The following is an 18,412-nucleotide window of genomic DNA, read 5'->3' on the forward strand; positions in this document are numbered from 1 at the left end:
TAAATAGCGCGAGCCGAAAATCCACTTTGCAAAGTTAGTTGAGGCCATGTCCGCGGAAAGAGAAGTAATTAGTCGGAGCGTTGCCAATATACATCGTACATTATAAAATAACTACTTGGCTTAACGCAGTCATTGCAGTGATTTTATACTTTCTTTATTCGTTATTTCAGATTCGAGCTTTTCAAAATCAGGAGCGTAAAATGCATAAAATTGGATGTTAAATTGAAAAGCTGCTTCTGTTTTATCTTCACGGTCAATACTCAATTCAAATATTTCTATGATACGTTCATTTTCGATTATCTGTGTTACAAATTGCTGAAATGACTCATATGATGGCGCTATTCCTTCTACTTGATATATCAACCGGTGTAGGTTATCATCTTCTTCAGGTGATTTTTCTTCCACTAAAATTTGCTCAATGGTTAAACCAGAATCCTTTACAGCCTGATCCATCATTCTCACGATTTGATTATTGCCCTTTGTAATTGGCAGCTTGTGTAACGTTTCTGTTGATATTCCGGAAACCGTTTCTTGCCACATCTGTGCATTTTCAATATACATTGTCTGTGTATCGACTTTTTGCTCTAAACTTGTTTTCTTTTTCTCTAAAGGGTCAAGCACATTTAGTTTACCGACAAAATAAATACTAACAACAAATAATACAATCATAATCAACCAGAAAAGTGTGATGCGCGTCCATTTAATCGTCATGCTGCACCACCTCCACCCACTTATCCGAACTGATTACAATCCTATATGTCGCTTGAAAGTCTCCCTCATTTGAACGTTCCATAAACTGAAAGCTAACATCTGTTACATATGGCTGAGAGGTTAATGATTCGTTATATATCGCCATATCTATAAACCTTGCTGAGCTCATTGTTACCTCAATTGCTTCATCATGCATGTAATAAAGATGTTCTATCCTACTATTGTTTGGTAGAAAGGCAATCAATTGATCAACTAATGCGATATGATCGATTAACCCTTCTTCAATATTTGTTATATAGTTCGATAATTGCTCATGTTGTTCGACCATTTCTTCTAATTGCAATGCTTCTGATTCCGCTTCCCCGTTCATCTCGAGTTGCTTTTCCATCGAACTTACCTCATTCTTCAAAGAAATATAAGGAACCATTACAAACCAAACAGAAACGATTAAGCCTATGAAAGCAAGGACAATTAAAATATATGGTGTAAGGTTAAAAGCCTTATGTTCTATAAAATTTATCTGCATCTGATCACCCTATTATTTAGAATTCCCTCTTAAAAGAAGCCCAGCTAAATCACTAAACTCTACTGAGATAGTTTTCGGCAAATTTTTCCCCAGTTCTATAACAGGTACTTTGGTCTGTTCACTTATTAATTGAATCGCTAAGTCGAGAAACGGAAAATCTCCTGCTATGACAATTTTTTCAATCGCTTTTCCACCGTTTTGGACAGAATATCGATAGAAATCAAGAAATCGTTCAATGGTTACTAGGTGAGTATCCAGTAACTCCTGCAAATCTTCTTCACTGCCATTCCATTCTAATTTTTTTCGTTCAAAGCTCCATGACCACATTCGTTCATCTGTTGGAGATGGAACATGTCTGGAAAAAACGATTAGTCCATGTTCGAAAGCCGTAAGGACCAATCCATCTTTTCCCCATTGCATGATAAGTGTATCTTGTTCATCCGTTCTATCGATAGCAAACTGCTGATAAACCCTCGATAAAGCAAGAGAGGATACGTCCGCAATAACTGGTTTTAATTGTACAGCTTCCATCACTGCCAGATATGAGTTTAATACATCTCTCGGATAAGCAAAAACAAGTATTTCATTTGTCGTTTCCAGCTTTCTGATCAGACCAAAATCAATGATTGGATCTTGAAAAGGTAATCGAAGTTGGTCTTTAGCTTCTCTTTGTAGAACTGCTTTCGTTTCCTCTTTCTTTAACCCTGCTGGAACCTGATGGTGTCGAATAGAAACAAATCCATCAGAAACCATAAATGAAACTTTTGCCCTTTTCCACTTCTTCTGTTTCACAATACGTTCCAGGTGATAATGAAACCCCTCTTTATCCATTATCCTTCCGTCTTTTATTAAACCTTCCTTTAACAGAAGTTCTCCAGAATCTTCGATATCCTCTAACCGATTATTTTTGGATACGATATACCGAAGATAACGATCATATATAACTAGATGTACATACATATTTTGAAAAATGATACTCACCTTCTTTCTACTTTCCATACCAAATCAGATTAAGGTAGGCTTCCACGAGATGATCACCGAAAAGAAACGTTATAAGAGCCCCCAGGATTATCGCTGGGCCGAACGGTACTTCCTGCTTTGCTTTAAATCCATTCTTCAGCATAATAATCATGCTAGATAATAATCCAATAATTGTTGCGATAAAAAAGGCAAGTAATATGTAAGGAAAGCCTAGGATTATGCCTAATAAGCCTAGTAATTTCATGTCTCCTGCTCCCATACCACCTTTGCTGACTATAATAATAAGTGCAAGAAGACCGTAACCTGCTATCGCACCAGTAATACTGGACCACCATGGTTCAAGGGGGTGCCACACGCGAAACAGAATAAAGACAGGCAAGAAGCATAATAAAATTTTATTAGGGATGAGCATAAAACGAAGGTCTGTTACTAAGACAATGGAGAATAAACTAATTAAACTAAAAGTGATCCATAAATCTAATGATAATCCTAAATGCAAATAGCTAAGCAGAAAGCCAATCCCTGTAATCAACTCTACCAATGGATAAAGAATAGAAATCGACTGCTGACAGTTACGGCACTTGCCTTTTTGCAAGGTAAAGGAAAAAACAGGTATTAATTCATACCACCTTAATGTCTGGTTACATGCTGGACATGTAGAACGTGATGAGGATAAAAACGTCTGTTGTGGAATTCTAAGACCGACTACATTATAAAAAGAACCTAAAATTAATCCAAAGACAAAACTTACTCCACTATATAGAATATCCATCTGCTAACTCCTATTTTAAGGCTTAGTTAAAATGAAAACGGAAAAATTCAGTATGTAGTACTATACATTTCCATATTCCGGCTGTTGAGAATATCTTACCTTTTTATATCTAATTACAGTCTATTCGTCATGTACAAAGGTAAAAGTAGTTCCATCAACATGCGTAAGAGTACCACTTGGCGGACATCAGTTTCCAGATATCCATTGTCTAGTAATTCTTGTACTGTTATATTTGGTTGATCCCCACCATTAAACACCCAATTTGATTCTTCACCGTCTACTTGAACTGCAATTAATGCCAACCGTGCTGCATTTTCGATTAATTCTGCCTCTGCTTCTTGTGCACCTTCCTCAGCTCTATCGATAATACTACCAATCGCTGGGACAGCAATAGCATTCACCTTTTCGGATTTACTATTTGACTTTGAAGCATATGTAAACAGGGCTAAAAAACCTAGGGAGATAATGGTGAGGATTATAATCCGAAGCAAGAATTTCGATTAATGTAAAGTCTTTTTCACTATGAAATCTGTCGTGAATTTCCATTTATCTCCCCTTCCTTCGATTTTCCTTTCTTTAAACTCATTATACTTGTTTCCATAAAAAAGAACAATACTATTTTTAGTACTAAATACCAATTTTTCATTACTTTTGGACTATTTTTTTGGCGTATTCTACAAAATGAAGTGAGCCTGTAATCAATATTAGATCATTTGGATTACTAGTAGCTAATAGTTTATTCAATGCTTGTCTAGCGTTCTCTACATATATGATATGATTGGGTATTTCTTCCTCTGATAATACTCTTGGATGATCAAATGTAGTCACGATAATCTCGTCAGTAAGTTTTGCTAATTCCTTCAACATCATGGTAATCTCTTTATCACGAAATGCGCTGAACAAGACTTTGACACGACCTTCTATACTTTCTTCTTGAATCGTTTCTATTAATTTGGTAACGCTTTGGACATTATGTGCACCATCAACAATAATCTTTGGATGTTCTTTAATGATTTCCATTCGATTGGGTAGTTTTGCTTGAGCCAAACCTTTTTTCATCGCTATGTCATCAATATTAAATCCATTATCTTGTAAAAGATTCAACGCTTGAATAGCTAAAGAAGCATTCATTATTTGGTGACGTCCTTTCATTGCAAGATCCATAACATAATACTTAGAACCATTATTCCAGTGAAAATGATTTCTATCTATTTCCTCAGTCCAAAACTCTTGGCCATATAAATACAAGGGCGCGTTTTGCTTACGAACTTCTTCTTTCACAACTTGTAAAGCTTCATCGACCAAATCACCAGAAATAACTGGCACTTTTTCCTTGATAATTCCAGCTTTATGAGCAGCAATGTCTTTTAGCGTATTACCGAGAAAGCTTGTATGATCAAATCCAATACTTGTAATAATTGTTACAAGTGGCTCGACTCTATTGGTTATGTCCTCACGGCCTCCCATAGCGGCTTCGATTATAGCAATATCGATATTATCTTGGAGAAATAATAATGTGATAATCATTAATATCTCATATTCAGAGGGTGCTAAGTTTTGTTGATCCATTTCTTCAATAATCGGCAAAAGTGGATGAAGAATATCAATAAATTCCTGCGCTGTAATAGATCGATTGTTAATCGCAATATGATCCAAAATCGTAGGAAGACCTGGTGACTGAAAAGTCCCAACAGTGTATCCACTCTCCATTAACACTTCTTTTAAAAAAGTCAAAGTAGAACCTTTCCCATTCGTACCGGCAATATGGATAGTTGGCATTGACTTTTGCGGATGATTCACTTTTTCTAATAAATAATCCAACCGCTCCAACCCAGGCTTTATTCCTAACGTTCGTCTTGATACAAAAAATTGTTCCAAATCCTGTACAGATTCCATCATAAAATCAACATCCTTTATATTATTTAAACAAAACTATGAACTAATATTTGTTGAGCGGACATTCAGAGCGTTATTTAACAGAATCACACCCATTTTTCGATGTTGGCGGACATTGAATCCCTTAATTACTTACAGTAAAAATAAGCTTTATTTTCAATGAATAGCGGAATGGAGGTCCGAGAACAGCCTAAAAACGCCATTTTTGTCACAAATAGCGGAACAAATGTCCACATTGTGCCTAAACTAAGCAGTTATTCTAATTCAATTCCACGTTCTCAGTTGATGTATTTTATTTGTTTGTGGTTGTGAAAAAGAGAGGCTGCCAGTGACAGCCTCTGCTTTGGTTATTTCTGTAGTTCTTCAATTCTCGCCTGTACTTTTTCTCTCTTTTCCATGTAATCCTTTTGTTTTTCTTTTTCTGCATCTACTACATGTGCAGGAGCTTTGCTAACAAATCCCTCATTCGCCAATTTCTTATCAACGCGCTCAACCTCTTTGTTTAATTTATCCAATTCTCCTTGAAGACGTGTAAGCTCTTTGTCAATGTCGATCAATCCTTCTAACGGTAAGAATAGCTCTGCACCAGTAACAACGGCAGACATTGCTTTGTCTGGCACCACAACGTTTGTATCAATCGTTAATTCACTTGGGTTACAGAAGCGATCTAGATAAATACGGTTTGTTTCTAATTGTTTTTTCACCGCTTCATCATTAGCTTGAACGATAATAGGAATTTCTTTTGACATCGGTGTGTCCACTTCGGCACGGATATTACGAACAGAACGAATAATCGCCACTAATTGCTTCATCACCTCGGACGATGCTTCATTAGATAATTGATTATCTACTGTTGGCCATGCAGCACGTACAATAGATTCACCTTTGTGAGGCAATTGTTGCCAGATTTCTTCTGTCACAAATGGCATAAATGGATGAAGCATGCGCATCGTATGATCTAACACATATGCTAAGATCGAGCGTGTCGTTAGTTTTGCTTGCTCATCTTCGCCGTAAAGCGGTAATTTCGCCATTTCAATATACCAGTCACAGAAGTCATCCCAAATAAAGTTATAAAGGTAACGTCCTGCCTCACCAAAATCATATTTATCCACATGACGTGTTACTTGTTCTATCGTTTCGTTTAGTCTTGTCAAAATCCATTCATCCGCTACGGATTTTTTGCCAGTTAAATCAATTTCATCATAACTTAAGCCATCCATGTTCATTAAAGCAAAACGCGAAGCATTCCATATTTTATTAACAAAGTTCCAAGTCGACTCTACTTTTTCCCACTGGAAACGTAAATCCTGGCCAGGACTTGATCCAGTTGCTAAGAAGTAACGTAAGGAGTCTGCTCCGTATTTGTCAATCACTTCCATAGGATCAACACCATTGCCTAGTGATTTACTCATTTTGCGACCTTCTGCATCACGAACTAACCCATGAATCAATACGTCTTTAAACGGACGTTGATCATTAAACTCAACCGATTGGAAAATCATCCGAGATACCCAGAAAAAGATAATATCATATCCCGTTACTAGTACATTGGTTGGGAAGAAATGTTTAAAATCTTCATCCTCTGTATTTGGCCAGTTTAATGTAGAGAATGGCCATAACGCTGAGGAAAACCAAGTATCCAATACATCTTGATCTTGTTCCCAGTTTTCGATATCTTCAGGTGCTTCCTTACCTACATACATTTCACCTGTTTCTTTATGATACCATGCAGGTATACGATGTCCCCACCATAATTGTCTAGATATACACCAGTCACGGATACTTTCCATCCATCTAAGGTATGTTTTTTCGAAACGATCCGGTACAAAATGTACTTTTTTGTCATCGGAAGCTTTTTGAAGTTCAATCGCAGCATCTGCCAATGGCTGCATGTCAACAAACCATTGTGTCGACAAATATGGTTCGACTACTGCATCGCTTCGTTCCGAGTGACCTACTGAATGCATATGTTCTTCAATGTTGAAGAGAACCCCTTGATCTTGAAGGTCTTTGACGATCTGTTTACGACATTCAAACCGATCCATGCCTTGATATTTACCAGCATTCTCATTCATTGTACCGTCTTCGTTCATCACAAGTACACGTTCAAGGTTATGGCGATTACCAATTTCAAAGTCATTCGGATCGTGTGCAGGTGTTATTTTTACAGCACCTGAACCGAATTCCATATCCACATAATCATCTGCCACAATCTCAATTTCTCGGCCAACAATTGGAAGCTTAACTTTCTTACCTATTAAATCTTGATATCTTTCGTCATCTGGATGTACAGCGACTGCTGTATCACCAAGCATCGTTTCTGGTCTCGTTGTAGCTACTTCAATATGTCCGGATCCATCTGCTAAAGGATATTTCATATGATAGAAATGACCTTGAACATCCTTATAGATTACTTCAATATCAGAAAGAGCAGTCTTTGTTGCAGGATCCCAATTAATAATATACTCTCCACGATAGATAAGCCCTTTTTCATATAATGTAACAAATACTTCTTTTACAGCTTCAGATAAACCTTCATCTAAAGTGAAACGTTCGCGTGAATAATCTAAACCTAGTCCTAATTTTGCCCATTGTTCGCGAATAAAGCCAGCGTATTCTTCTTTCCAGTCCCATGCTTTGTCGAGGAACTTCTCCCTGCCCAAATCATAACGGGATATGCCTTCTTCACGTAGCTTTGCTTCTACTTTTGATTGAGTTGCGATACCGGCATGGTCCATTCCTGGTAAGTAGAGAACATCATAGCCTTGCATTCTTTTTATTCTTGTAATGATATCCTGTAGTGTCGTATCCCATGCATGACCGATGTGTAATTTACCGGTTACGTTTGGTGGTGGGATTACGATCGTAAAAGGTTCCTTCTCTTTGTTTCGTTCTGCCTCAAAATATTTCCCTTCTACCCAAGTGTTATAACGGCCCTTCTCAACTGCAGTTGGATCATACTTTGGTGGTAAATTAACTTCCTGTTGTTCTGACATGCTTATTCCTCCTTATATTTACTAAAGGTAATCGACACAAGCTTCACAAGAGATCACTACTGCGAACTATTGAAAATTTGTCTTGATGCGGACATTTAGTGCGTTATTTGACTAACAATCACCTGTTTTTCGATGTTAGCGGACATTTAATCCCTTATATGGCTCATTTTGGCTTAAATGAGCACCATTTTCGAGATGTTCGCGACCAACCTAAAAACAGCACTTTTGTCATAAATAGCGGAACAAATGTCCGCGCTCAGCCAAAATACACCTCATATCCACTTTATCTCGCAGTATATGCTTGCACATCCTCTCCACTTCGACATAAAAAAATCCTTTTCGGCCTTGTGTAAAGGACGAAAAGGATTGGGTTTCCGCGGTGCCACCTTTGTTTATAAGTGATATCACTTATACGCTTAGCTGAAGATAACGGATTTCACCGACTTTTACCTACTTGTCATGTTCAGTAAAGCTGCATCAGAGACTACCTTCCTTCACCTTTTTTCGAGAAAACCTTTCAGCCTGTGGGTCTTCCTCTCTAGCGAACAGTGTGAAGTACTCCTCCTCATCATCGCATCTGTCTTAATTATGATTCATTATATGCTATTTTATCCAAAAGGAAACAAAGAAGTCAAGTTTAATTATAGTGTCAATTGTGCATGTTTATTAAAAAATGTCTTATAGCCAAAATATAAGAATAAAATTACGGACAATGAAACACTACCAGTGATACCAAGCATAATGGCAATTTGATATTTGATCGCATCCATCGGACCTGCCCCTGATAAAATAACACCGGTCATCATTCCTGGTAAAAAAACAATCCCCATTCCGACCATACTGTTGATTGTCGGTAAGATCGCTGAATCAAAAGCATGATTAACAATACCCTGTGATGCTTTATTCGGTGGCGCTCCTAACATCAATGCAGCTTCCACTTCTTTCTTCCGTGAGCTGAATCCTTCCACTAAAGAGCTAACTCCCAGTGTAATACCAGTCATAGAGTTCCCGATTAACATTCCTGCAATCGGTATGAAATAGCGGGGATCATACCAAGGCGAAAACTGAACAACAATAAAATCAAAATAAAGAAAAGCAAATAAAGTACCGGATACCATCGAAATCGCAATAATTTTCTTTAACTCTCTACTTAAGGTTTGCTTCGTGCGTTTATAAATATTATAAACAGCAAATGTTTCCATGATAATAATGACGATAATCGAGTAAATCATTTTCTCATTTTCAAATATAAACATGAGTACATAGCCAACTAATACAAGTTGAATCGTCATTCTTAGTGTAGCAATAATGATCTCTTTCTCTCGCGGAATTTTACGCCAGCGGACGATCGCAAGTAGGATGACTATAAAAATATAAGCAGTAACGAGCTGCCATATCGTAATTTCAAGCATTTCATTCATGAAAGAGCACCCTCTTTCGTTACTATGTCGTTCATATAGATAATTTCATCACTATATTTTTCTGCGACTTCTTTTGAATGTGTAACCATGATCGCCGTTTTACCTTCGTCACGGATTTTCTTTGTAAACAAGTCCATAATCGCGGTTTCCGTTTCTTCATCAAGAGCGGATGTAGGTTCGTCCATCAAGTAGACTTCGGCATTCGTCAAAAGCACACGTCCAAATGCTAACCTTTGTTGTTCACCACCAGATAGTTTATCCGCTTCTTCATCTAAATCTTTTGTTAGACGTAAGTCTTTTAATAAATCAATCAACACCTGATCTTCGACATCTGCTTCATCTGCAAATTGCCGTCCTATTAAAAGGTTATCGCGAACTGTTCCTTCAAAAACTATGGGGTCCTGTCCAAGCATTACCACTTCTCTTCTTAATTGAACAGGGTCTAAGTTTGCGATCGATTGACCTTTATAAGTAATAGTACCCTGATCAGGAGTAAGCATGCTGTTAAACATTTTTAACAAGGTAGATTTACCACTGCCACTTTCTCCAAATAAGCAGTAAATTTTACCTGATTCAATTTCCAATTTGTTGACTGTTAGTATATCCTTAAAAACCAATTGTTTAATCGAAAACATGACATCTCCTCCAAAGTACTAGGTCTATGTAATGTAATAGAGCAGACACCTGATTGTATCTGCTCACAATTATTAGCGAAAATCCCGCTTATCTTCCATTTTCCTAGAAACAAATACATATGCAATGGTCGCAACTACTGTTAATAATGTGTAAAATAATGTATTTTTCATATGATTTCCTCCTCTTTTATAGTTCTGTTAAAACGGACGGAATTTACCCTTTTTTAGTACGAGCATTGGCCCGCCTAATAAGAACAAGTAGCGGTCATCAATCACATTTTTCATCACTTTTGCCTGCATACCATATAATTTATTGCCATCAAATACCGTGCCCATCGCATCACTTCCCCCTAAAGATGCAACTGTTCCTTTATCATCGAATTTGAATTCTTGTAATGTACCACCATAAATCATCGTTCTAAGATTATGCGCGCATACATCTGCTTCCTGTATGGCAATTTGGGCTGTAGGTGGGTATGGTTTTCCAGTTTCGTTATTCATTACCCAGGCACAATCACCTAAAATAAAGACTTCATCATGTCCTGGAGCACGTAATGTTGCATCTACATTGACTTTACCTTTCGTTAATTCAAAACCAGATTCTCCTACAATTCGATTAGCTTGTACACCACCAGTCCAAACTATCGTACCTGCTTTAATTTCTTCTTCTTCCTCTTCGCCAACAACAACGGAGTCTTCTTTCACCTCTTTAATCTTGGTACCAAGCTTGAATTCTATACCACGATATTCCAAGGATTCTTTCGCGTAAGTTAATAATTCTTCATCAAAGTTTGGTAAAATGGTAGGCATTGCTTCAATATCAATGATCCTTACGTCTTGACGTGGGATATCATATTTCTTACATAATAGCGGAATTCGTTCTGCTAACTCACCTAAAAATTCGATACCGGTGAAACCTGCACCACCTACAACGATCGTTAGCATACTTGGATCAGGATTTTTCTCATTACGATAACGAGCAAACTGATATTCAATATGATCTCTAATCATACGACTCGTGTCGACACTCTGAATCGAAAAAGCATGCTCTTCCATACCAGGAATACCAAATGCGGCTTTTTCAAAACCTAGTCCAATCACTAAATAATCATAATTAATTTCGCCATTTTCTAGTTGAACTGTTTTGGATTCTTTGTTAATTTTCACCACTGTATCATGTACAAAATTTACGCGGCGAGTATTAATGACATCGGAAATCATAATTCGAGAGCGATTGACATCAATTGTTCCTGCAGCTACTTCATGCAACCACGTTGTTTGGTAATGATAATTGTGTTTGTTGACTAATGTAATCTCTGCTTCTTCTGGTGCAAATTGTTGTGTTAAACGTTTGGTTGTCATCATTCCTGCATAGCCTGCTCCAAGTACAACTATTTTAGGTCTGTTTCCTATCATCGAATCCTTCCCTTCTTGTTTTAGAGCCATTATTAATTACGATAGTTTTCACCTTTTAAACGATTTGTATGTATCATATCGATCGCAGTTAGTATATCAAAATTGTCATTTTCAGTCTAATAAACCAGCACCATCTAAAAACAAATATTTTTTCCAAATCAAAATGCAATATTTACGTAAACATCCTATTATTCTGTTGATACAAACCAGGAACTATTGAAAACTCTATGTAGTGTAATTCCATAAAAGCGCTAAAAAATAGTGTTGAAATCTCTAAAAATGTTGTGCTCCCTATGGTTATATACTTTCTTAAAAAATAAAAAACCCTATTTTGTAGGGTTTTATTATTAGTTTGGTTGCACGTTGGACTTGTATTTATTCTGTTTTAGGAATTCTCGAACTTCTTCTACTGTGTAACCTTCCGCTTTCGCTTTTGCTATCAAGTAAATCCATTCATAATCCACGTTTACTTTTGTTGGCATAAACGTATTCCCCTCCTAAAATACACTACTGTATTTCAGGCAGCTCAGCCATCCGAATACATATGTATTAAACGGACCTGTAACTTTGCGTCCCTACCTCTCAATAGGTTTGCCTTTTTCTGATTGTATCTATCGAATATACAACGTACGAATCCATAGTTAGAGTATCATGCAAGCCCTTATATCCTTATCACTTGCTTAAATGTTACTATAACAGTAGCTCCTAATTTTTTCATTCGTCGATCAGCTTAAACTTATATTATTCCAAAAGAACACTACCGCTATACACCCCCCTATAAAACAACAATAGATTTTTTGCGAATCCATAGTACCTATTATCTAGTATATATTCGATATGCATCAATTATATTCCTGCATATCTATAGATTTTTGAGAAAATTGAACTAGATATATTTTGCAAAGATTTTATTACGTATTCCATTAAAATGAATTTAATTAAAACTTTTATTTTGGGTACAATTCCAATTTTACTGCATAAACTACAATATAATGAATTATTATATCGTGAATGAGGTGATACTTTGTCTCGTTATTATCGTTACCGTCTACCACCTTGGGCTCGAGAATGGATATTAATTTGTGAACGATGTACACTTCCAATCGTGATCTTTCAGGGGATACGAACAATATTTATACCAACTACTTTTGACGTTTTATTGTTAGGAATTCTAATTGGTATTCTTATTGCTTTTCAATTAGAATGGATATAATGCTCTAATACGTTTCTTCAAATTGCTCTGACTTTAATGTTTTATAAATAAATTCTTGTAGCTGTAACCCAAATAATAACTTACGATATTCCTGCTCAATTTTGATGGAGCAATTTATATTATTTTTATTTCTCGATGATTGCACACTGGTAAATACTTCATGAAACCAATTTGCCGGAGACAGTAATTGTAAAACTAATAAAGATTTTTCATAGTCCGATAAATCAATATAACGACAATAGATAGAAAATGAATCTGTCACTTTCCCCATATCACAGTCATGAAATTGAAATAAATATTGATAATAATTTACTAAATCATAGGTTGGAGATGTCATCAATGCATGTTCCCAATTCAAAAAATATGTGTTTGCTTGTGTGATCACATAGTGAGAAGGTCGTATATTCCCATGACATAAGGTATATTTCATTTCGTTTGTTTCTTCCATTACATCTAAATAAATTTCTTGCCATCTTTCTAGTTGATTAAATGTTTGTTCTATATCACGATAATACATGCAAATTTGCAACTCATAAGGGGACATAAAACGCTTTGCTTCAAAATAGCGAACGTACTTTAACATTTGGTCCCGATAGCTGGATAATTCTTGCTGAAATTGCTGTTCCATACCATCTTTGTTTTGTTTTAATGGTGCAATCTGATGATAATCCATCGTTGCAGCATGTAGACGTCCTATGGCGTGAATAACAGATGCATATTCATCTATAGGCTGATCCGTATAATCCTGTTCTACCCATGGCATCAGATAATAAATTTGATCTTGATCTATTACAAATGGTTGATTACTTTTGGCAAAATAAATCGGGACAAATCCTAATATCTGTTTTTGTTGTATATATTGTTGAATTGCTTGCCATCTCCCTAAGTCATCTGGATATAACCTTGATTTTTTTAAAGCATACTGTTGTGAGTTTGCCTTTATTTTATACACTCTTTCTGTCACTTGCTCAATTTCCTCCGGTTGTAATTGATATGCTTCGATTATTTGTGACCACTCCATTTGTCTTCCTCCTTTTAAAAATAAAAAAATACAGAGTTATTAACACGTAACGATTCACTCAGTCAGTACTTAAAATTTATGCCTCTCTATACACGTAAACAAAAAATCCCTTGACTGGCACCAAGGGATTAAATCTTTAATCTTCTGAGGTTATGGGAATATAAATTAATTGACCTGCCGTTATATCCTCTTCTTCTAGACGGTTCGTTCTCATAATTTGTCTAGGAGAAACTTGATAACGCTCAGCGATAGTTTGCATCTGATCATCAGGTTGCACGATATATAATTTTAGTCGAGTATAGCTAGCACTTTCTTCACCAGCAAAAATATTCAATAAATAGGATGTGTCATTTGTCCGCTCTTCCCTTGCTTGGACATGCAATTTTTCTCCAGTATTTTCCTCTTCTTCCTCATCACTTTCTAATACGAAATCATCTTCAGGCTCTCTTACTAAGTCCTCTTCCTGTTCATCTATACTATCTTCTTCTTCAACTGTTTCAGAATCATTTCGGACACTGCTGATATCTACCACTTTTTCCTCTTCTGGTTCATTATCTAACTCTGGATCTACTTCTAAATGAAATGTATCTTCTTCCTCTTCTTCTAGTTCTTCATCCAGACGATTTTCTTCAAAAGATGGCAGAGTCTCCTCTTCTTGAATTTCTTCTTCAACTTGTGGTTCTTCAATACCTTGAATAGCAAGAGTTGCTTCTATCGCCATTTCATTTGCAGATGCTAATGTATAATCAAAATGATCTACTTCAATTGAGACATCATCTAATGAAGGGATTCTCTCCATTGGAATCGATACATCAATAAGGAATTTATGGAAAAATTCATTTACTTCATCAGACAAAGATTCTACTCGTTCTACAAAGGTTGCGTCTGTTTGGCGAACTTCACTTTCGACAGGAGCATTGTTTCTAATATACTCTCCTTTCAGTTCCATTACTCCTCTGATAGAAAGTGTGTTACCTATTTCCTCCATTGAAATTACCGGCTCTAATCCAATGCCTAACATTTCCTGGATTTGCTGTTCCTTATCAAAAGCTATTGCTTCATGAATATTAAATGTAAAGGCTTCTTGCAAAGCACTTCCCCCTTTCCTTTGCTTAGCTAAGGCGTACTAGCATCTCAATAAACTATATGTAGGTAACGAGAGAAATATGCTTGCTCTGTATCATTCAGCTTGTTTAATTTCTTGAACTGCTATGTAGTATAAAGTGGTGAAAATAATGAATATCGGGGTTTAAAAATGAAAAAATGGATGTTGATAGTCTTAGTTGTTCGGAAGAAGAGTCTTATTCAAATACTCCAGATTTTATTGGGGTTGTCCTTTCTTTCGAGAATAACAATCAAATACAAATGAATATTAAGTCGGGAAATATCAATGAAGATGGTTACAATGATCAAATTTTAATTTCGGTTGAGGACATGACAGATTTCGTTAGAAACTTAGCGACTTCAGAATCAACTGAGATAAAGGAATCACGGTGAGTTTACGAACCGATAATGACTTATCGTAGGGTGATTCGTGAAGTCGCCTAGTTTTTAGGCGTTCGGAGCTAGACAGGCACTCAATTTTTATAGTTTCTTTGCTATTTAAATAAACGTTTGGAGCTCTTTCATCCAAACGCTTATTTCTAATTAAAAGATTGCTTAATGAATAATACTCTATTAATTTATTCAAATCATTTATAAAATCAGAACAATTATATGCTCATCACGCCGCCTTTAGAAGCGTTGGTTACAAGTTTTGAATACCTTCCTAACCAACCTTGTTTGATTTTAGGCTCAAAGGGTTCTAGCGATTTTCTACGTTCATCTAAGACTTCATCCGATACTTTTACATTTAGTATTCTATTTGGTAAATCTATAACCACTACGTCCCCATTTTCTATTAAGGCAATTGGTCCACCTTCTGCAGCTTCCGGGGAAATATGTCCAATGGAAATACCACGAGATGCACCTGAGAAACGCCCATCAGTTAGAAGAGCCACGGTACTGCCTAAACCTCGGCCCATGATAGCCGAAGTAGGAGCTAACATTTCTGGCATTCCCGGACCACCTTTAGGTCCTTCATATCGGATAACAACAACATGCCCTTCTCTAACAGTTCCATTATCAATCGCTTCTTGCGCTTCTTCTTGAGAATCAAAAATGATTGCTTCTCCTTCAAATACTTTGATGGCAGGGTCAACAGCACCAACTTTAATGACAGCACCTTCTGGAGCAAGATTGCCGTATAAAATGGATAATCCTCCTACTGGACTGTATGGATTATCTTTTGGACGAATAACTTGTTTATTTGTAATGTCATATCCATTAGCAAGTTCGCCCATTGACTTACCTGTTATCGTTAAGCGATCTGGATGAATAGCATTAGGGATTTTCGTTAATTCATTAATAATGGCACTAATCCCTCCAGCTTTATTGATATCATCCATGGAGATATCAGATGCAGGCATAATCTTTGCAAGATACGGAACACGGGTAGCAATTTTGTTGATTTTTTCAAGGTCATATTCTATTCCAGCTTCCCTGGCAATAGCTAATGTATGCAGTACTGTATTTGTAGATCCACCCATCGCCATATCAAGTGCGAATGCATCATCAATCGCTTCTTTTGTAATGATATCACGCGGTTTAACATCTTCTTCAATCATACGAACCAAATGTTTTGCCGCTTCTTGTATCAATTCTTTACGCTTCTCGCTCGTGGCAACAACCGAACCATTCCCAGGTAGTGCTACACCTAACATTTCCATCAAACAGTTCATGGAATTTGCTGTGAACATACCTGAACAAGATCCACAAGTTGGACAAGCGTTCTTTTCAATATCGTTAAATTCTTCTTCCGTCATCTTTCCTGATTTATATGCTCCAACACCTTCGAAAACAGATGACAATGAAAGTTGTTGTCCGCTAGAACTTGTACCGGCTTCCATTGGACCACCGGAAACGAAGACGGAGGGTACGTTCGTACGAGCTGCTGCCATTAACATGCCAGGAGTGATTTTGTCACAGTTTGGAATATAAAATACGCCATCAAACCAATGCGCATTAATAACCGTTTCAGCACTGTCTGCAATTAATTCACGACTTGGTAAGGAATAACGCATTCCGATGTGTCCCATCGCAATTCCATCATCCACTCCAATCGTATTGAATTCAAATGGAATACCACCAGCTTCAATGATTGCTTCTTTTACGACCTCTGCGAACTCACGTAAATGTACATGTCCAGGAATAATATCAATATAAGAATTGCAAACACCAATAAATGGTTTCCCTAAATCTTTCGCTTTTACCTTCCCCGTAGCATATAAAAGACTACGATGAGGAGCACGATCTACCCCGATTTTTATCGTATCACTTCTTCTCATCTGTACCACACCCCTTATTTTATTTGTTTAATGTATTTTATATTGTATGTTGTCTACTGTCAATATAGTTGTATGACAAAATAGAAGAAACTTCATAAAATAGTTGATGAAGAGCTATTTTATGGAAAGGATATCGGGGGCTTTTGTTTATTTATTCTGCACTTTCCAATATGACAAAAAGGACATCTTGGCTAAATCCAAGATGTCCTTTAATGAACTATTATTCAATTCGCAACTCTTCCATTGCATGCAAAATATGAATTTTCATTGCACTTCTTGCACCTTCAGGATTACGATTTTTCATAAATTCCATTATCATTTTATGATCATTGATCGTATCTTTGATTGCAAGTTCCTTTTTCTTGGATAAAATGACTCCCTTATCGATAGCTTGGTAAAGAACTGGCATCAGCTTTTCCATAAATTCGTTATGGGTAGCTTTTACGATGGATTTATGAAACTTTTGTTCTACGTCTGTTCGATCCTCATTGTGCTTAATTTTTTGTTCTATTTGGATACCATAATCTAAAATACGCTTTAATTCAGTATCACTTGCTCGAATCGTCGCATAATAGGCAGCTTCGGGTTCAAATATCAAGCGCATTTCATACAAATCTTTTGCATTTATTTTAGCCTCTGCAAGAAAGCCCATTTCTTCTAGATTATTTACATCAATGTCTTCCTTTACATATGTACCCTTCCCTCTTCTAATCTCTAAAATGCCATTAGTAACCAATATCCGGATTGCTTCCCGAAGGGTTGTTCTACTAATATTTAGCTCCTCTGATAATTCATTTTCGTTTGGAAGCTTATCACCTGGAAGAAATCTTTTCTCAATAGCAAGCATGGACATTATATCGTCTGCTACACTATCAGATAGTCTTTTTTGAACCATAAACTTTATCACCCTAGTTTTCTTTCTAGTATAGCATATAGATTGTGGTATCCCATTTAGATTTTTTCAAAAAAAACTGAGCAAAATTCGCTTAGTCCTTTTCCCTGGATCTGCGATTGTTTTAGTAGCCATTTTGAAATATATCAATCACTTAACCGCCGCTGCGGCTGCCCACTTCCCTTTCCGTGGGGTTTGTCCTTCAGCTAACTTTTTCGAGCCAAAACCGCTCGAGAAAGTGGATCTTCAGGTCAAACGATTCCCACAGGAGTGGAAGTGGGCGGCCTTCGCTAAGCTCTGCTCTACAACTCTAGCATGAAGTAACATTGCTACTTTTATACTTATGGATAGCGATTCTTGCTCTTATCTATTTTATAAAAGTCAACCTATTACTTCTGACAACAATTGCTGCATCTCCTCATAGCGGAGACTAATTACGTAGACTCCTGCGGGAATAGCGCGAGCCGAAAATCCACTTTGCAAAGTGTTTTTCTTTGCAAAGTTAGTTGAGGCCGTGCCCGCGGAAAGCGAAGTAATTAGTCG

At 36.7% G+C, this 18,412-nt stretch carries 17 protein-coding genes, 1 riboswitch and 1 other annotated feature; of the genes, 2 read left to right on the top strand and 15 right to left on the bottom strand.

The genetic code is table 11. The features are described 5' to 3' along the window. Positions 1 to 129: 129 nt before the first annotated feature. From pilO to GHT08_RS15400, 11 genes are all read right to left on the bottom strand, one after another. A complete protein-coding gene (gene pilO / locus GHT08_RS15350) occupies positions 130 to 711 on the bottom strand; it encodes a type 4a pilus biogenesis protein PilO (protein ID WP_163582344.1) in 582 nt (193 codons plus the stop codon). Beyond that, positions 701 to 1,237 carry a hypothetical protein gene (locus tag GHT08_RS15355; protein ID WP_163582346.1) on the bottom strand — a complete coding sequence of 179 codons (537 nt, stop codon included), beginning with the start codon at positions 1,235 to 1,237 and terminating at the stop codon, positions 701 to 703. The genes pilO and GHT08_RS15355 overlap by 11 nt, the downstream gene beginning before the upstream one ends. A 12-nt stretch (positions 1,238 to 1,249) precedes the next feature. Continuing rightward, on the bottom strand, positions 1,250 to 2,218 hold the full coding sequence (pilM, locus tag GHT08_RS15360; protein ID WP_163582348.1) for a type IV pilus biogenesis protein PilM: 969 nt from the start codon (positions 2,216 to 2,218) through the stop codon (positions 1,250 to 1,252). A 7-nt stretch (positions 2,219 to 2,225) separates the two neighbouring features. Then, positions 2,226 to 2,990: a prepilin peptidase gene (locus GHT08_RS15365; protein WP_163582350.1), complete on the bottom strand. Its 765-nt coding sequence runs from the start codon at positions 2,988 to 2,990 to the stop codon at positions 2,226 to 2,228. A 113-nt stretch (positions 2,991 to 3,103) separates the two neighbouring features. After that, on the bottom strand, positions 3,104 to 3,391 hold the full coding sequence (locus GHT08_RS15370; RefSeq protein WP_163582352.1) for a hypothetical protein: 288 nt from the start codon (positions 3,389 to 3,391) through the stop codon (positions 3,104 to 3,106). A gap of 244 nt (positions 3,392 to 3,635) precedes the next feature. Continuing rightward, a complete protein-coding gene (locus tag GHT08_RS15375; RefSeq protein WP_163582354.1) occupies positions 3,636 to 4,889 on the bottom strand; it encodes a bifunctional folylpolyglutamate synthase/dihydrofolate synthase in 1,254 nt (417 codons plus the stop codon). 344 nt (positions 4,890 to 5,233) lie between these two features. Then, positions 5,234 to 7,885 (bottom strand): valine--tRNA ligase, encoded by a 2,652-nt coding sequence (locus GHT08_RS15380; RefSeq protein ID WP_163582356.1) that lies wholly within the window; start codon positions 7,883 to 7,885, stop codon positions 5,234 to 5,236. Positions 7,886 to 8,234: 349 nt separating this feature from the next. Further along, positions 8,235 to 8,466: a binding site (T-box leader), on the bottom strand. Between the two features lie 60 nt (positions 8,467 to 8,526). Then, on the bottom strand, positions 8,527 to 9,306 hold the full coding sequence (locus GHT08_RS15385) for an ABC transporter permease (RefSeq protein ID WP_163582358.1): 780 nt from the start codon (positions 9,304 to 9,306) through the stop codon (positions 8,527 to 8,529). Next, on the bottom strand, positions 9,303 to 9,941 hold the full coding sequence (locus GHT08_RS15390) for an ABC transporter ATP-binding protein (RefSeq protein ID WP_163582362.1): 639 nt from the start codon (positions 9,939 to 9,941) through the stop codon (positions 9,303 to 9,305). Before GHT08_RS15390 ends, GHT08_RS15385 begins: the two co-directional genes overlap by 4 nt. A gap of 198 nt (positions 9,942 to 10,139) precedes the next feature. After that, positions 10,140 to 11,357, bottom strand: a complete 1,218-nt coding sequence (locus GHT08_RS15395; RefSeq protein WP_163582364.1) for an NAD(P)/FAD-dependent oxidoreductase — start codon at positions 11,355 to 11,357, stop codon at positions 10,140 to 10,142. 347 nt (positions 11,358 to 11,704) lie between these two features. Then, positions 11,705 to 11,839, bottom strand: coding sequence for an anti-repressor SinI family protein (locus GHT08_RS15400; protein WP_163582366.1), 135 nt, complete (start codon positions 11,837 to 11,839; stop codon positions 11,705 to 11,707). A 35-nt stretch (positions 11,840 to 11,874) separates the two neighbouring features. Continuing rightward, positions 11,875 to 11,963: riboswitch (cyclic di-GMP riboswitch) on the bottom strand. A 418-nt stretch (positions 11,964 to 12,381) separates the two neighbouring features. Here GHT08_RS15400 and GHT08_RS15405 point away from each other — a divergent pair. Further along, entirely contained in the window at positions 12,382 to 12,570 is a 189-nt protein-coding gene (locus GHT08_RS15405; RefSeq protein WP_083939002.1) for a hypothetical protein, read from the top strand. A 4-nt stretch (positions 12,571 to 12,574) separates the two neighbouring features. Here GHT08_RS15405 and GHT08_RS15410 read toward each other — a convergent pair whose 3' ends face one another. Together GHT08_RS15410 and spoVID are read right to left on the bottom strand one after the other, a co-directional pair. Then, positions 12,575 to 13,591 (bottom strand): phosphotransferase, encoded by a 1,017-nt coding sequence (locus tag GHT08_RS15410; RefSeq protein ID WP_163582368.1) that lies wholly within the window; start codon positions 13,589 to 13,591, stop codon positions 12,575 to 12,577. 136 nt (positions 13,592 to 13,727) lie between these two features. Continuing rightward, positions 13,728 to 14,681, bottom strand: a complete 954-nt coding sequence (spoVID, locus tag GHT08_RS15415) for a stage VI sporulation protein D (RefSeq protein WP_163582370.1) — start codon at positions 14,679 to 14,681, stop codon at positions 13,728 to 13,730. A gap of 173 nt (positions 14,682 to 14,854) precedes the next feature. Here spoVID and GHT08_RS15420 point away from each other — a divergent pair, with 173 nt between their 5' ends. After that, positions 14,855 to 15,088: a hypothetical protein gene (locus tag GHT08_RS15420; protein ID WP_163582372.1), complete on the top strand. Its 234-nt coding sequence runs from the start codon at positions 14,855 to 14,857 to the stop codon at positions 15,086 to 15,088. Between the two features lie 215 nt (positions 15,089 to 15,303). Here the strand turns inward: GHT08_RS15420 and ilvD are convergent, their stop codons facing one another. Beyond that, complete coding sequence (ilvD, locus tag GHT08_RS15425) at positions 15,304 to 16,977, bottom strand: dihydroxy-acid dehydratase (protein ID WP_163582373.1); 1,674 nt, start codon at positions 16,975 to 16,977, stop codon at positions 15,304 to 15,306. Between the two features lie 220 nt (positions 16,978 to 17,197). Further along, complete coding sequence (locus tag GHT08_RS15430) at positions 17,198 to 17,872, bottom strand: FadR/GntR family transcriptional regulator (protein ID WP_163582375.1); 675 nt, start codon at positions 17,870 to 17,872, stop codon at positions 17,198 to 17,200. Between the last annotated feature and the right edge of the window lie 540 nt (positions 17,873 to 18,412).

It is taken from the genome of Gracilibacillus saliphilus (assembly GCF_010994085.1).
Taxonomy (GTDB): domain Bacteria; phylum Bacillota; class Bacilli; order Bacillales; family Amphibacillaceae; genus Gracilibacillus; species Gracilibacillus lacisalsi.

Excerpts from the sequence above, each read along its gene's own strand:
- GHT08_RS15400 (WP_163582366.1), bottom strand. The coding sequence starts at position 11,839 with ATGCCAACAAAAGTAAACGTGGATTATGAATGGATTTACTTGATAGCA.
- GHT08_RS15355 (WP_163582346.1), bottom strand. The coding sequence starts at position 1,237 with ATGCAGATAAATTTTATAGAACATAAGGCTTTTAACCTTACACCATAT.
- GHT08_RS15385 (WP_163582358.1), bottom strand. The coding sequence starts at position 9,306 with ATGAATGAAATGCTTGAAATTACGATATGGCAGCTCGTTACTGCTTAT.
- GHT08_RS15430 (WP_163582375.1), bottom strand. The coding sequence starts at position 17,872 with ATGGTTCAAAAAAGACTATCTGATAGTGTAGCAGACGATATAATGTCC.
- pilO (WP_163582344.1), bottom strand. The coding sequence starts at position 711 with ATGACGATTAAATGGACGCGCATCACACTTTTCTGGTTGATTATGATT.
- GHT08_RS15390 (WP_163582362.1), bottom strand. The coding sequence starts at position 9,941 with ATGTTTTCGATTAAACAATTGGTTTTTAAGGATATACTAACAGTCAAC.
- GHT08_RS15410 (WP_163582368.1), bottom strand. The coding sequence starts at position 13,591 with ATGGAGTGGTCACAAATAATCGAAGCATATCAATTACAACCGGAGGAA.
- GHT08_RS15375 (WP_163582354.1), bottom strand. The coding sequence starts at position 4,889 with ATGATGGAATCTGTACAGGATTTGGAACAATTTTTTGTATCAAGACGA.
- GHT08_RS15365 (WP_163582350.1), bottom strand. The coding sequence starts at position 2,990 with ATGGATATTCTATATAGTGGAGTAAGTTTTGTCTTTGGATTAATTTTA.
- ilvD (WP_163582373.1), bottom strand. The coding sequence starts at position 16,977 with ATGAGAAGAAGTGATACGATAAAAATCGGGGTAGATCGTGCTCCTCAT.
- GHT08_RS15380 (WP_163582356.1), bottom strand. The coding sequence starts at position 7,885 with ATGTCAGAACAACAGGAAGTTAATTTACCACCAAAGTATGATCCAACT.
- GHT08_RS15420 (WP_163582372.1), top strand. The coding sequence starts at position 14,855 with ATGGATGTTGATAGTCTTAGTTGTTCGGAAGAAGAGTCTTATTCAAAT.
- GHT08_RS15395 (WP_163582364.1), bottom strand. The coding sequence starts at position 11,357 with ATGATAGGAAACAGACCTAAAATAGTTGTACTTGGAGCAGGCTATGCA.